Source organism: Bacillus sp. (in: firmicutes) (genome assembly GCF_031983925.1).
Classification (GTDB): domain Bacteria; phylum Bacillota; class Bacilli; order Bacillales; family Bacillaceae_G; genus Bacillus_A; species Bacillus_A pacificus.
This window is the reverse complement of record NZ_DALYZR010000001.1, coordinates 1,124,280-1,139,484: the sequence shown is the minus strand read 5'-3', so window position 1 is coordinate 1,139,484 and position 15,205 is coordinate 1,124,280. Positions and strand designations below refer to the sequence as shown.

The 15,205-nt window shown below is 32.9% G+C and carries 13 protein-coding genes, 2 pseudogenes and 1 riboswitch; of the genes and pseudogenes, 4 read left to right on the top strand and 11 right to left on the bottom strand.

The window, feature by feature from the left end:
• Window positions 1–242: 242 nt before the first annotated feature.
• From RTP99_RS05925 to RTP99_RS05915, 3 genes and pseudogenes are all read left to right on the top strand, one after another.
• Window positions 243–545, top strand: a complete 303-nt coding sequence (locus RTP99_RS05925) for a DUF3784 domain-containing protein (RefSeq protein WP_000012885.1) — start codon at window positions 243–245, stop codon at window positions 543–545.
• A gap of 166 nt (window positions 546–711) precedes the next feature.
• The gene (locus RTP99_RS05920) at window positions 712–906 is read left to right on the top strand and encodes a hypothetical protein (protein WP_000202163.1); all 195 of its coding nucleotides are present in this window, start codon (window positions 712–714) and stop codon (window positions 904–906) included.
• A gap of 306 nt (window positions 907–1,212) precedes the next feature.
• Window positions 1,213–1,999 (top strand): annotated as a pseudogene (locus RTP99_RS05915) (sulfotransferase family 2 domain-containing protein).
• A gap of 122 nt (window positions 2,000–2,121) precedes the next feature.
• Here the strand turns inward: RTP99_RS05915 and RTP99_RS05910 are convergent.
• The 6 genes from RTP99_RS05910 to RTP99_RS05885 form a co-directional block, all read right to left on the bottom strand.
• A complete protein-coding gene (locus RTP99_RS05910) occupies window positions 2,122–2,427 on the bottom strand; it encodes a heterocycloanthracin/sonorensin family bacteriocin (RefSeq protein ID WP_001071358.1) in 306 nt (101 codons plus the stop codon).
• Between the two features lie 457 nt (window positions 2,428–2,884).
• Window positions 2,885–3,574, bottom strand: coding sequence for a thiaminase II (gene tenA / locus RTP99_RS05905; protein ID WP_000144500.1), 690 nt, complete (start codon window positions 3,572–3,574; stop codon window positions 2,885–2,887).
• Window positions 3,575–3,697: 123 nt separating this feature from the next.
• Window positions 3,698–3,803: riboswitch (TPP riboswitch) on the bottom strand.
• Between the two features lie 74 nt (window positions 3,804–3,877).
• A complete protein-coding gene (ddlB, locus tag RTP99_RS05900) occupies window positions 3,878–4,792 on the bottom strand; it encodes a D-alanine--D-alanine ligase (RefSeq protein WP_001219730.1) in 915 nt (304 codons plus the stop codon).
• Between the two features lie 4 nt (window positions 4,793–4,796).
• Window positions 4,797–6,245: a MocR-like pyridoxine biosynthesis transcription factor PdxR gene (pdxR, locus tag RTP99_RS05895; RefSeq protein ID WP_000471647.1), complete on the bottom strand. Its 1,449-nt coding sequence runs from the start codon at window positions 6,243–6,245 to the stop codon at window positions 4,797–4,799.
• A 166-nt stretch (window positions 6,246–6,411) separates the two neighbouring features.
• Complete coding sequence (locus RTP99_RS05890; RefSeq protein ID WP_000695913.1) at window positions 6,412–7,452, bottom strand: homoserine dehydrogenase; 1,041 nt, start codon at window positions 7,450–7,452, stop codon at window positions 6,412–6,414.
• An 87-nt stretch (window positions 7,453–7,539) separates the two neighbouring features.
• A complete protein-coding gene (locus tag RTP99_RS05885) occupies window positions 7,540–8,781 on the bottom strand; it encodes an esterase/lipase family protein (RefSeq protein WP_000517052.1) in 1,242 nt (413 codons plus the stop codon).
• A gap of 269 nt (window positions 8,782–9,050) precedes the next feature.
• Here RTP99_RS05885 and RTP99_RS05880 point away from each other — a divergent pair, with 269 nt between their 5' ends.
• A complete protein-coding gene (locus RTP99_RS05880; RefSeq protein WP_001167180.1) occupies window positions 9,051–9,392 on the top strand; it encodes a DUF3914 domain-containing protein in 342 nt (113 codons plus the stop codon).
• Between the two features lie 74 nt (window positions 9,393–9,466).
• Here the strand turns inward: RTP99_RS05880 and RTP99_RS05875 are convergent, their stop codons facing one another.
• From RTP99_RS05875 to abc-f, 5 genes and pseudogenes are all read right to left on the bottom strand, one after another.
• Complete coding sequence (locus RTP99_RS05875) at window positions 9,467–10,138, bottom strand: lipoprotein BA_5634 family protein (protein WP_000722811.1); 672 nt, start codon at window positions 10,136–10,138, stop codon at window positions 9,467–9,469.
• A gap of 66 nt (window positions 10,139–10,204) precedes the next feature.
• Window positions 10,205–12,136, bottom strand: coding sequence for an ABC transporter permease (locus RTP99_RS05870; RefSeq protein ID WP_046647115.1), 1,932 nt, complete (start codon window positions 12,134–12,136; stop codon window positions 10,205–10,207).
• Complete coding sequence (locus RTP99_RS05865) at window positions 12,111–12,881, bottom strand: ABC transporter ATP-binding protein (RefSeq protein ID WP_000404256.1); 771 nt, start codon at window positions 12,879–12,881, stop codon at window positions 12,111–12,113. Before RTP99_RS05865 ends, RTP99_RS05870 begins: the two co-directional genes overlap by 26 nt.
• Before the next feature lie 287 nt (window positions 12,882–13,168).
• A pseudogene (locus RTP99_RS05860) lies at window positions 13,169–13,267 on the bottom strand (acetyltransferase); the annotation flags it as partial.
• A 20-nt stretch (window positions 13,268–13,287) separates the two neighbouring features.
• Complete coding sequence (gene abc-f, locus RTP99_RS05855; protein WP_011040367.1) at window positions 13,288–14,916, bottom strand: ribosomal protection-like ABC-F family protein; 1,629 nt, start codon at window positions 14,914–14,916, stop codon at window positions 13,288–13,290.
• Window positions 14,917–15,205 lie beyond the last annotated feature (289 nt).

Below are 15,205 nucleotides of genomic sequence, written 5' to 3'. Positions count from 1 at the left end.
ATGCGGTATTCTTTTTCAATATTAGTCTTGATCATGAAGCGCCCTAAAAGGCGCTCTTTATATTTGAAATAAATAACCCTTTTGTTCAAACAGACTCACGATTCATATAAACCAAACATATATATACATAGACAAGACATAGCTTTTTATTATACATGCACAATTTTTGTGCATGTTTTTGTTTAATACAATAACTATACCAACCTAAATATGGTAAAATTTAAATAAGGTAGGTGAATATAATGAGTGGATTTGTAGTTTGCACACTTGTTGGTCTAATCATTGTAATAATGGGTTATCTGATTCATATTAAAAAACAATTATTTCTTATTGCTGGATACCAAGATGCTACTTTTATTGGTGATAAAAATAAACTAGCTAAATTATTCGGCATATTTGCTTACATAGTAGGAATTGCTACTTTTTTACTACCTTTCGGACTTGAATTTTTTGGTGGCATAAGTGGCAAAATCTATGCAACCTGTGTTGTTGCAGGTACATTTTTTGTTTTGGTTAGAAAACAAATGATTAATAAACCTTTTTAAAAAGAGTCTTAATATAGCTCTTTTTTTATAGATAAAACTAATTCAAATAACTATTTTGTTAAATTTCTCAATTCACAAAGTGCTAACTTTATAAAATGAATTCATATACATTTATTGAATACATATGACGTTCATATAGAACCAACTAGTTTAGGAGCTGATCAGTATGACAAGTAAACCACTGGTAATAACGCTACCTCCTATATCAAAAACCAAAATCACTTTTTATTCTTCTTCTGGTGAAGTAATAAACCACACTTTTTTTACAAACGAGACTTCAGAACCTATAGCAACGTTTGCATATTGTCCTATAGACTTTGAAAGATTTGAAACTAAACGAATGCCAGTCCTTATAAAATAATTTTTCATTCTCATTTACGAATAATCTTTTTTTCATTACACATACTACATCTGAGCGCTCTCTCCCTGGGCTTCGCTCTTTCAAAACGGAAGGCACTCCTCCGTGCAGTGTATGAACATAGCGGGCAATCCAGTCAGTTGCCTGCTATGTTTGTTTATAGGTGTAAAGATTCTTGTAAAAACTAACGCTTTCATTTCAAATTTATATTGTTTTAAACTATCTATTCTACTTCTCTTCTCTTGTTCATATGCCAAGTTCTCTATTCATACACTAAACATAATTGACATAACTGAGTGGAGGATAACTATGTCTTTTGCAAATATGATTAAATACAGACGCGTTCCCCTCTTTAATTCCAACTTCCCTTTAATTTTATTTTGGAGTCAAAAAAGTGGCTGTACTTCTCTTGCACATTGGTTTTTTTATCAAATAAATTTATTTAAACAAGCCATAAAATACGATTCTTTCATCCATAATTATGAAAATGAAATATATAAAAACTCCTCGGACTACTTTATTGAATTAGCTGCAGCTTTATATTCAAAAGAAAAAGATACCTATAAGTTAGTAAGAAACCCGTATACAAGAGCTGTAAGTTCATTCTTCTCATTAATCGCTCCCCCTTACATAGAAAACCCAGCATGGAATCCTATTCGGAACTTTTATTATGGTAATGAATTTTGTAATAAACCTATTTCATTTAAAATCTTTCTCTACTACTTAAAAACACAAATGATGGATTTAGAACAAGTAGATCCACATTTAATGCAGCAGTATGAACCAGGTGAGGAGGAGTTTGTTACAAAGTATATCTACCTTGAAAATTTCTCTACTGAAATTATTCGCCTCGAACAAATATATCAACTAAAAACTTCCCCTTTACATATAACTAACCAAATCATGGCATCATCAGAAGGACAGGGCGATTTTTAAAGGGAATTTTGCAGATGCTGATATTACTGATCCTTTATTCCCACGGCTCCCAACATACGATAGTTTTTATGATCATGAAACTATCCAATTAGTACAAGATGTTTTTAATAAGGATTTCAGCACATACAAATACCCATTAACTCCTTTAAAAAGTAACTGATTTTCTAATTGCAGTTTCATATATTATAGAGAAACTTAAATTGACCTATTTAAGTTTCCTCATAAAACTCTCGTCGTAAGTTGGGACACTGGAAGCCGTTTCTTTTTTTAATAAAATTCAAATCAATATTCATATATTACAATAGCATCAGAAGTACCATTAAAACAATTAGAGCAACTACCACAGCCGCCACAACCTCCACAACTAAAACAACCAAAACAACCGAAGCAACCAAAACAACGGAATCCACCACAACGAAATCCACCGCAACGACCGCCACCGCAACGACCGCCACATCCGCCACAGCGACGAGCAGCATCTTCAATATAGTAATATGGATATTGGTTTTGCTGGTCCCAGTACACAACATTTCCAGACTGGTAATCATTAAGGCTTAACGCTTGTAGTTCTTGTTGAAACTGATTCATTTTCATGACCTCCGTTTATTAACTTTAAACCTTTCGACGCTTTCCTATATTTCTGTTTGTTAAATCTTAGTAGAAATAGCGCTATAAGCTAAGTTCAATACGTACACCTACAAAATATGACCTATCACTAGATGATGCACCTTGTTCATGTACCTATTTTTAGGTTATTTTTCCACGGGCTCATTTTTATAAAGTGAAACTTTAATCAGTGGGGGTTTTCTTTATCCCCCACTGATTATTAGTTGAACCAATCGGAATTTTATGGGCAGCCCACCCCCCCACCTAAATTCTTTTCTTTCGCTGAATTTTGTTTTGAGGCGGGGGTCTTACTGCCCATTAAAGCGGGATAAATTGAAAAAAGACGCACTTAGATTGATGCGCCTTTTTGTGATACTTCTTTTGTTAAATTATATACATAAGTATTATTCATACCTGTGAATAGCAATACCTCTTCTCTTTATCCTATTACGTTTTTCTCTTCTGTACTTATCGGCCACTTTTCTAATGTATAAGCCATTTCCCAAAATGAATATTCATATTGGCTGCTAATAATAAAATGTTGTTTCATTCGATTTCGGTCTGCCTCTGTTACTTTTTCAGCTATTGCATCTAATCGTGTAATTTGTTCTTCAACCAACGTTCGGAACCAATCAGATCCATAAGCAGAAATCCATTCGTTATAAATTGGCTCTTCTGGCTGACACTCTTTTAAACGCTCACCAATTTCATAATATAACCAATAGCAAGGTAAAATAGCTGCAATGATATCACCTAAATGCCCTTCATACGCAGCACGATACATATGTGAAGTATATGCGTATGCAGTTGGAGCAGGGATAAAAGTATCTTTTTCTTCTTGTGTTATCCCTAATTTCTTCGCAAAATTCTCATGTAAAGATAATTCCGCCTCATATGTATTTTGAGCATGGTGTGCCATACGAGCTGTCGTTTCTAATTCCAGTGCTTTTGCAGCTCCTAAAGTTTGTACTCTAGCAAAGTGACTTAAATAATATGAATCTTGAAGCACGTAATAGCGAAAACTAGCTAAATCTAACGTTCCTTCACCAAGTTTTTTTACAAAAGGATGATGAAAACTAGCTTCCCAAATTGAATCTACTTCTTTACGTAATGATTGTGAAAAAGTCATTTAAGTCCCTCCAATTATGTATAAAATTTAAGTATTTACCCACCATTATTAAATCTGTAAAACAAAAAAACTTTCTTTACAGGCGTAAAGAAAGTGAAATTGACAGTTTTTATTTATTAAATAGCAATGTCTTTCCCACTTCCCTACGCTGGCATTAACCAGATCAGGTACTAAGAGTCTCAAATTCCAATTTGATCTCAGCCTATAATAGGCCCCCCTAGTGGATAAAATATTTAATTTTCGTATTGTATTCATCATAACATACTTCATGTAACTGTCAAAAGTTATTCATGATACCACTACTTAAAATCCTTCGTCTTTTCTTACTCTTAATGAAGTTTCAATAATCATATCTAATAGTTTACTATATTCAATTCCCGCTGCAGCTGCACTTTTTGGTAGTAAACTCGCTTGCGTCATCCCTGGTAATGTATTAATCTCCATTACATATGGAATACCATCCTTCACCATCATATCCACCCTTGCATAAACGCTGCATTTTAATGCTTTATAGCAAGCCAGTGACGCTTTGTTTACACGTTCCTTAAGTTCAGCTGGAAGTTCAATAACTTCTTCAATTGTACTAGTATCATCATATTTCGCATTGTAATCAAAGAACTCCGCCGCATGTCGAATTGAAATAATAGGTAATTGTTTTCCATCAAAAATGGAACATGTAATCTCGTCACCTTTTATATATTTCTCTATTACTACTTCAGAATCCCATTCGAACACCGTTTCCAGCATTGAAATTAATTCATCTTTATCATAGACAATCTTTACCCCCACACTCGAGCCACCAGAGTTTGGTTTTACCACTAACGGAAATCCTAATTTATCTAATTCATCAACATTTAGATCCTCCATTTTTGTAAGTTCAATCCAATCTGGTGTTTCTATTCCTTCATAACGTAAAATCTTTTTCGAAATATTTTTGTCCATACATATACCGCTAGATAACATATTGCTTCCGCTATAAGGAATACCTAAACTTTCAAGCGTTCCTTGAACAGTTCCATCTTCTCCGTATTTTCCGTGTAATGCGAGCAATGCAAAATCAATGTCTTTCGCTTTTTCGATTAAATCCATTTTTTCATTTAATGTAATTGGTACAATTTCATATTTATTTTTATCTAAATTTGCAATCATTTCATTTCCAGTCATAATGGATACTTGTTTTTCAGAGGATACTCCTCCCATAATAACGCCAATTCTCATTTCCTCAACTCCAAATTTCGTTTTTTATTGTATCACCGATTATTTTGATTCCACGAACTATTTCTTCTTCTTTCAGGCGTGAAAATCCTAATCGAAAAGTGGTCGCTCCTTCTCCATCAGAATAAAACACATCTCCAGGAGAAAAAGTAACCCCTTGCTCATAACACTTTTGCAAAAGTGTGCGGGCATGAATTTTTTCTTCTAACTCTATAAATAAATGAAGTCCACCATCACCGGTCATTCTTTGAAACGGAATGTACTCGTTACACGCCCCAACAGCTAACTCATATTTTTTCTTATAAACAGACCTTGCCTTTTTTAAATATTTTTCAAAATATCCTTCATGTAAATATTGAAAAAGAACAGCTTGATCTAAAGTAGATGTGTGAATTGTTCTTGCTCTTTTTACACTTTCTAAATAATGAATCAGCTCTTTATCTGCAATGATCCATCCAACACGTAAACCAGGGAAAAGTACCTTCGAAAAGCTACTAATATAAATCACATTATTACCAGCACCAGCAAAAGTTAATAGTGGGGCTAAATGTGAACCTGAATAACGTAGTTCCTCATTAAATCCATCTTCTATAATAGGAACCTTATATTTTGAAAATAATCTCATCAGTTCCGTTCTTTTCTCTGAACTCGTAACAATACCGGTTGGATTATGATAGGAAGGAATTAAATACGCAAAATCAAACTCTTTTTCACGCAAGCTTTTTTCCACTTCGTTCGTATCAATACCATCTTCATTCATATTTATTCCATCCACTTCAAGACCATGTAGGCGGAAAAGTTTGAGTGCAGCATGATGAGTCGGATTCTCGCAAATAACCCGCCCTGATTTCTTTGATAACGAGGATAGAACAATGTCTAACCCTTCTGTAAATCCATTTGTAATTAAAATGTCTTTATTCGAAATATCTACACCTTTCATTTCCATATAATGAAGTAAATATTTCATTAACGGTCTATAGCCTTTTGCGTATCCGTAATTTAATACGACATCACCTTCAATGGACATACGAGTAAGAAAAGCTCTTTTGAAATTTTCCACATCAAATAGCTTTTCGTCCGGAGCGATACTGTTAAAAACAATCATTCCTTTTTCCCAGCGAACACCATGTTTCATTAAATCTAATTCATCCGCTAATAAAGTAACTGTATTAATTTTATTTTTCCAATCTATTTCAACAGACGAAGTGTTTGAAATATCAACCTTCGCAACAAAATTCCCTTTTCCTTTAACTGCATATATAAGTCCTTCTTGCTCTAAATCCGCATAAGCAGCTAGCACAGTATTTCTGCTCACACTTAATAATTCGCTAAGTTCCCTCGTCGAAGGAATTTTTTGATCCCCGAGCAAATACCCTTTCATAATCATCTTTTTTAAATAATCTTTCAATTGAATATAAACGGGACGCTCTTTGACAACTTTAAAATCTTTAAACAATTCCTTACCCCCTGCAATCATTTTTGCATATTTATTTCATTCTCAAAAGGTCCACTACATATGTATTTTTTATAAAGGGCGGTACGGTCTTATAAAGTGGAACTTTAATCAATGGGATTGTTTATTAAGCTCACTGATTATTAGCCCTCACGAACCAGGCGTTTTACTACCTGTTACTAAGGGATAAATCTTTACGGTATAAGTTAATTATATCTTTTAAAGCTGCTGCTGCGGCTCCGCGTGGATTTGATGCACCACCAATTGTAGTAACTTGTCCCATCGTATCTGTAAAGAACGTAATCCCTTTTTCTGTCCCATTTACATTTGCTAGCGGATGATCCTTATCTATTTCGTACGGTTCTACTTTAAGAGTCACTTTACCATCCTGGTCCTTATACGCTGAAGCTATTAATTTAATAAATTTATTTTGTTCCTTAGCATTTCGAATTTGTTGTTTTGTAACATGTTCAATTCCTTTTATATATATATCTGTAAGCATATGCTCTGTTCCCATTAAACTGTTTGTCAAAAGTAACAATTTACAAGCACTATCAGATCCGCTTACATCCAATATTGGGTTCGTCTCAGCAATTCCTTTACGTTGCGCTTCTTTCAGTGCTTCTTCAAACGTAATATCTTCCTCATTCATTTTCGTAAGAATATAATTTGTTGTCCCGTTTAATATTCCTTCTATTTTTTTAACATGGCAACCAGCTAAACTAAATTGACCAATATCAAGTGTCGGTAATGCGGCCGCAGTTGCACCACTATATCGAATTCGTACATTCGCAATTTTTGCTGCTTCATTTATTTCTCTCCAGTTTGTAACAAGCGCACCTTTTGAAATTGCTACTATATCCATTTGTTTCTCAATCGCTTGTTTTATATATTGTTTCCCTGGATTTCCATCTTTAAGGTTTGTAACTGTTGATTCTACCAGCACTGTACCACTTATGTTATCTGTCGCACGTTCCTCCGGATGATATTCTATATACTTTTCAATTGCAGCACTACTGCTACCATACATTAATAAGTTGTGAATAGATAATCCATCCTCATTATGTATTGCAACATTTCTGCCTAATACGCCACTTACAACTAACTCTATACCATATGTTTCATATATATATGAACATTTTTCATGTAGTAATTTTATAAACTCTCTTCCTACTGTTCCATATCCTGATAGTACAACTTTAATTTTCATAATATCCCCCCATATTTTTCTACCAAATCCCTCTTTCAATATAATATAAAGCGCCCTCGAATTCCATCGAGAGCGCTTTATTATTACCTATTTCGGTAAACGTGATAGCTTTTCAGCAATTGTTCTATAAAACTCTTGAATGTTAGAAAAACCTAACGTGTCTGAAATACTTAATCCTACCATGTCGAGATGGTCCCAATTTGCTTTCGTTTCGATATGATTCCATTTCCCAATCTGTAATGACTCATTATTATTTACGGTAGCATTAGAAGAAGGTGCAATCATAGAACTTGTATTTACTACACCATCATTTTGCCACCAAGTAGTATCAATTAATGGACGATTTTCTTCATACCTTGCATAGGAACCTAAGAAAAATGCATTCCCCATTAACACTTTATTCATCGTTATATGAGGCAAATGTAAACCTGTTATAGGTGCCGCTTGTGATGCATGTCCACTATAGGATAAGTAATACACATTCGGTTGCGTCTTTACCCAATTATTTAACTCCTTTGCACCATCTGTACTTAAATCCCATTGACTTATATCTTTTGTATTTTTCCAAAGTGAACTATTTAGAATACGATTACTGTATTGGAAAAAGGACTCTCCAACATTTTTCTTTATGCCCCATTGATCCAATTTAAAATCATATAGTGATAAATTATCGTTTCCTCCAAAACTTGCAGCTGTAATGAGTAAATCTTTAACGAACGGTAGTAGAAGACTACCATCCGCAAGTGTTGTACCGTTGTGAGGAGTTGCTAATGTTGTAACACTATGAACATATGATTTCTCGCCCTCAAATAATGGTGATATTTTGGTGTTTGGGTGATTTTTCACATAATTTTTTTCTTCAAAACTGCCTTCTTTTAATAGCTGTACTAATGTTCTAATCGTTTGTCCACCCATGCTATGCCCAACTAAATGAACTTTATTTGTTTCACTCCAATTCGGCGCAAAACCACTATAAGTTCTACCAAAACGATTATGTCCATGTTTCTCAGCATGTGCGGCACCGTAGTCTACTGTTCCACCGTTAATTTGGGCATATAATTCACATGCACGGTCCCAGTTACTAGAAACTGGTCCAACAGCTGCGGTATGAACTGTATAACCATTGCGTTTCAAATCTTCTTGTATATCATGAACACCCCCCCAATATTTAACCCCTAGCATTTCCTCTCTACCCCATCCGGCAAACCCATTTACTAAAATGATCGGATAATTATTTTGTTGACTCTCTTCAGCATATGTTATTTTCGCTACCAATGAACAAACAGCCACTAATGCAAAAAAACATATTTTTAAAAATAACTTCCCCATATTTCCTCCCCCTGATAAAACGTTTACATTTTTCACTTTACAGCATGCTTTAATAACTTAAACATAATGTAAATTATTATATATACGTTGTATATATAGAAAACATATACAAATGTTGATAAATATTAATTCAAGTAAACATTTACTTTTTACAATACACCTTGTAAATCTATTTATTTGAATTTATAATTAGGTATAGTTTCCTCATGTTAAAAAGATTTAAAAACCATAAGAAAACTAATCTCATTGCTTGAAAAGGAGGAAAAAGCATGCAAATCAGATCAAATATTCATACATTATCTCAACCTACTAAAATAACTCCATCTAATCTTGAGCATAATACTATCTCTTCTACTAAACTTGAAGATAAAAAATCAAATGATCCCATCAAATTTGATATTCGTTCATCTGAAAAAGAGACGAAACAACCTGAGCATAAATTTAATGAATTAGATTTATGGAAGATGCTAAAAGATAAAGGTGTTCCTTTATGGATTATACTTGAAATGCTACAAAAGGCTCGTAAAGAAAAAGAAGCACAAAATAATTCAGTTCAAAATTCAAATGCGATTGAAGAAACGAGTGAGACTCGATTAAATGAAGTAATGTAATCTATGTTATATGAATGCTCTAAAGTAAAAAGAGTTCGAGATTGATAAAATTTCTATCAACCTCGAACTCTTTTTTAAGATTTTTCTCCAATCGTTACAAACTGAAATGATACCTCCCCTTGATGATCTTTAATTAACTTTTCTACTTTTACTTTTTCATTTATTAATGTATTATCTGTCGACATTTTAGGTTTTTCATCACCTAAAGACTTGTTCAGGTGGAGAAGATGCATTTTCGTTTCATTTGCTTTTAATTCTTTATACACACTATCTTTTGCTACAATTACATACGCTTGTGTTGGATATTTACGAGTGTTACCTATCCAAGCATCACTACCGTATTTAACAGCAAACTCCTTTCCTTCTAATTCAATACTTTTTAAATTTTTTTCATCTTCTTGTGCCAACAAAATCGAGCCTTCTTTTGGTAACTTAGGTAACGTATCTATAGGTCTAAATTTGGATCCATTCTCTCTTTCACGAAAAATCTTTGTTTTAATCAACGCTTGTGCTGTAGATTCATTTAAAATTAAAACTTGTCCATTTCCAAATGTACCCGTTTTCACAGAAAACACTTCATTTTCTTTCGTAATTTCCTGATAACGATTCATAATTAATAAAGTATTATTTTCATCTCCAATGATTAATACACCGTTAGCTGGAAATCTGTTTTCATTTTTAGAGCATGCACTTAAACTTATTAACATTAATATACTTAAAATGAAAATAGATAATATTTTCTTCATCACAGTTCCTTTCATAACTCAAATTGTTTTTACATGCTTTTATGCAGTCTTACTTACTCATATTCCCTACTGTTCCATAGTTTTATAAAGCTTTTGTAAATAACGCCAACGAGTTATATAGAAATATAAAACTTGTATACAGATAAATGAAATTAAAATTACAATAGAACTATTTAAAATAGAAAAATCGACTAATTGTTGTAATGCCATATAAGCAACCACTGTGTGTATTACTGCAATGGTAATCGGTAAAAAGAACATTAATAATAACTGTCTCGTTACAACTTTTTTCAACTCTCGCTTACTTAATCCCATTTTCGAAATCATTTTATATTGTTGTTGATCGCGATCCAAATCAGTATATAACCGGAAGTAAATAAAACTAGCGGCAAATGTGAAGAAGACGATTCCAACTAAAACACTGGCCATAAGTAATAATCCATTCGTTTGTTTTGCCTCTAACAAACTTAAAGTCAAAGCTTGAAAATGGAAATTATCTTCTCTTGCATCTGCATTGAATATACTATTTAATTGATTTGAAATTTCTTTCGTCTTTATCCAGTCATCTACAACAAATCCGTATGTACGATGTTGAATAACTACATCATCTTGATTGATATTAAAAGGAATACCATCATATACACGATCTTGAACCGCGATAAAAATACCGCTAGTATCATGTGGTAAAACTAAATTTTCTACAGCTTTTTTCACACGAAATGTCTTTATCCAATCTCCTTCAATGACTTCAATATTCTTTTTATAATCACCATTTTTAAATTCTTGTTTTTGTGATACCATTCCAGGGATTAGTAATATTTCATCTTCTTTTTCAATCGTTTCTTGTTGATACCCTAGCGCTCTCGCAAGTTCGTTATATTCACTTAATTTCATTACATATACATTACTTTCTGTATATTTATAAGAAGATGAAGCTGTTCGATATGGAATATTCGCATCAGCAAGATGTTTTTTTATAATAGAGAGATGTTTATCCACCACTTTGTCTTTTTCAGGACCTATATAAAGAAACGTATATGGGTTTGTCATTCTTACCAATTCTTTATTCCCAATAGCAGCTGTAGTTCCAATTGCTGTAAAAGCCACTGCTGAAATAATAGACACTATAAAAAACATAGTTGCATTATCTTTCATACGGTAAATTAATTCTGAAAACGTTAATATATTTGTTCTCTTTAAAAAGAAAAATTCACTCCTTTTCGCAAGATGCAATATATAAACACTACATTGTGTATATAAAAAGTACGTTCCTATAATTACTAAGAGCACACCCATTACGAGCATGATAAAACTATGATTTTGAATAAAGCGAAATACTGAAATGTACCCATACCCTATACTAATTAAAGAAAGTAACGATAATATTATTGAAGCTTTCGGTTCAGGCTTTGGCTTTTCTCCAGCTTGAATAAGTTCCACAAGTTCGGTTACTTTAACCGTTTTAAATGTAACTAACGAAACGATTAAAAATAAGACAAGAAACGTGAAAACTGTTAATAATACAGCCTGCACTGGTATATAAAAAGGTAAACCATTACTAATCATTAATACACTGGCACTGATTAGTAAAACTAGTTTAGAAAATATGAGGCCAATGAGGATCCCAATACAAATCGAACCAAGTCCGATTAACATATTTTCAATTAACAATAACTGCTTAAGCTGTCTCATTGACATACCTTGCATCATTAAAATACCAAATTCTTTCTTACGCGTTTTTAAAAACGAGCTCACTGAATATAAAATAAAGAAAAATGAAAAGACAAAAATCAAACCTTGGGATATTTGAAATCCTAATGTACCAAATGTACTTATTGTTTTACTTGTCGATTTCAACTCCCCTTGTAAATCAGGATGGAATAATAAAAGGGCATATGTAAAGAAAATCATAATCGAAAATGCACTACTTAAAAAATGGGCAGCATATGTACGCTTATTTCGAAAAATATTATTAAATGCGAACTGACGAAAAGTCATGCCTTTTCCCTCCTAACAAAGAAAGGACATCCATAATCTTTTGATAAAAGGTTTGCCGACTTTCACCACGATAAATTTCGTTATACAGTTGACCATCTTTTATGAAGATTACTCGGCTACAAAAACTAGCTGCATACGGATCATGTGTAACTAACATCATCGTTGCCTTTTCTTCCTTATTAAGCGTATCCAGCATCTCCATTACATCATTTGAAGATTTAGAGTCTAAATTCCCGGTCGGTTCATCAGCAAGTAATAATTGCGGCTTATGAACAATTGCACGAGCAATTGCTGTTCTTTGAGCTTGTCCCCCTGAAATTTCAAACGTTCTTTTATTCAATATATCTGTAATATTTAATTTCTCTGCAATTTCTTCTACTCGTTTATTCATTTCTTGCACAGAAACACCATCTAATGTCATCGGCAATACGATATTTTCCTTCACTGTAAGCGTACTAAGTAAATTAAATGATTGGAATACAAATCCTAATTGTTTTCTACGGAATAAAGCCAAATCTTCAGATGATAACTGGAAAGGATTCGTACCATTTATTACTATTTCTCCCGATGTTGGAGAGTCGATAGTAGATACCATATTTAATAACGTTGTTTTCCCGCTACCAGATGGCCCCATGATCCCTATAAATTCACCTTCTTGAATTGATAAATCAATATCTACTAATGCTTTAAAAGGTATTTTCCCTTTATATACTTTACTAATATTTTTCGCATGTAAAATTTCCATTTCTATTCTCCCTTCATTTGCACTTCTCACAATAGAGTGTAAATGAATTCTCTTATAGCTCATATTGATTCATCTTTCATTTATCTTACACGCTTGTAAGATTTCTAAAAAAACTGATAATAATACTATTTACAAATTAAAATTACGCATAACTATCTTATAATAATTGTATAGTGGTAGGAAATACAATATCCTATCTTTATTATACGAAAAAGAAAAGACCGATTACTTTATCGATCTTTTCATTCCCAAAGTTATATTTTTAACTTACGCCTTTAATTGAAATGTATTTGATAAATACTCTCTGCATCATTGACCGTAAACTCTTGTAGGTATAGATCTCCACAATCTATTCTAAATAACTTAGTCAAACTCTCTTCTCCCATGTTAATCCCCCTTACTTACATTAAAGTTCCTTAATCTGCTTCGTAAGTTCCTTAAATCGTTCATCCAGTGCTTTATATTCTTTGTCTTTAGAAGTTAAAAAGCTTAATTTCCCTAATACTTCTTGTCTTTCTGTTTCTAACGTTAAACGTAGCTCTTCAATTTCATCTCTTGTTTTCGTAGGTTCTTCAAGTTGCTTTTGTATCGTATTGTTTACAAACACAAGTTTTGTGTTTGTTGTTTTCTCCAGAAAATATCGATCATGAGAAACAATAACGAGTGTTCCGTTATACTCAGCTAATGTATTTTCGAGCTGTTCACGTGAAGGCAAATCCAGATGATTCGTTGGTTCATCTAAAATAAGTACATCTTTTTCATCTAAAATATAAGCCATTAGCTTACATTTTACTCGTTCTCCCATACTCATATATCGTATCGGCTCTGTCCATTGAGAAGATTCAAATCCTAAATGTTTCATTAAATTTTGGACTTTTCCTCTTTCTTCAAATGTCTCTTTATAAAATAAATCTTCTGGTGTTTTATCAAGTGGTAAATCAAATACTTCTTGTGTTAAATAACCGATGTTTGCTGATGGTGAAATCCATATTTCGCCTTGAGCAGTTTCCGCTCCCATAATCATCTTTAGTAATGTTGTTTTCCCGCTACCGTTTGGGCCAACAATCGCAATCTTCTCACCGTGCTGAATTGTAAAATTAACGTTTTCAAATAATAGCCGATTATTAAATTCTTTCCGTAATTGTTTTACTTCTAAAAAACGTTTCCCTACTTTTTTATTCGCTTGAATAGAAAATTCAACCGAATAATCTTCTTTCACACGTTCAACTTTCGTTTTCTCAAGCTCTTTTTCAAGACGTTTTCGTTTCGATTTTACTTGCGCATCCATTCGCTTCGCCTTTACACGATAAAACTCTTTCACACCTTCTTGTTTTGTGGACTGCGCATGTGCCTTTTGTGACCATGAGCTTAATTCTTTTATATGAGTTTCTACTTGTTCTATCTTCTTTTGTTGTTTTTCATATTCACGCTGCTGCGTCATTCTTTTATGCTCACGTGCTTTCATATAACTCGTATAATTCCCGCTATGATCAATTAATTTTTTATCCTCAATTGACCATATTCTAGTCGCGACAACATCTAAAAAATATCGATCATGCGATACGACGATAACTGTACCTTTCATATTTTTTATTTGTTTAATAAGAAATTCCGTACTCATCTCATCTAGATGATTTGTCGGTTCGTCTAATATTAAGACATTAGGATTTTCAGCAAATCCTTTTGCTAATCGAACTTTTAGCTTTTCACCACCACTTAAAGTAAAAAAATCATTCGTTGGCACGCCCCATTTCGCAAGAAGTTCTGCTTCTTTTGCAATTATATCCTTATTAACAAAAGATTCTTTTTCTTGTTCAACATATGCTGTTGTCATGTTCATTTGCATCCATTCAACAGTACCTTTTGAAGGCTCAATCTTCCCATTTATTAATTGAAGTAACGTTGATTTACCGGCACCATTTTTACCAATTAATCCGATAACATCCCCTTGTTTTACTGTCACATTCATTTTCTCTAACAACATATTTTCCTTTATTTCAACATAAACATCATTTAATTTTAATAGTTCTTTCATAATACCGATCCCTTTCATTAAGGGAGAATAAAAAAATCCTCCCAAATAAATTTGGCAGGATTAGTCGTTAAAATATTTATACCCAAATAAGCTATTGCGCAACATAAATAGCAATACCGTTGTATGGAAATTGGGCAGACTAATCCTATTTTTTAGAAATTGAAATGTATTGAATTTCAACATTTAAAAATAAGATTAGTTAATCATCGTCCACCCATCATTCCTTTCCGTCGTTAATAACCATATTGTACCATACTAGTACTGTATGAGTAAATGTAATTATATGTGC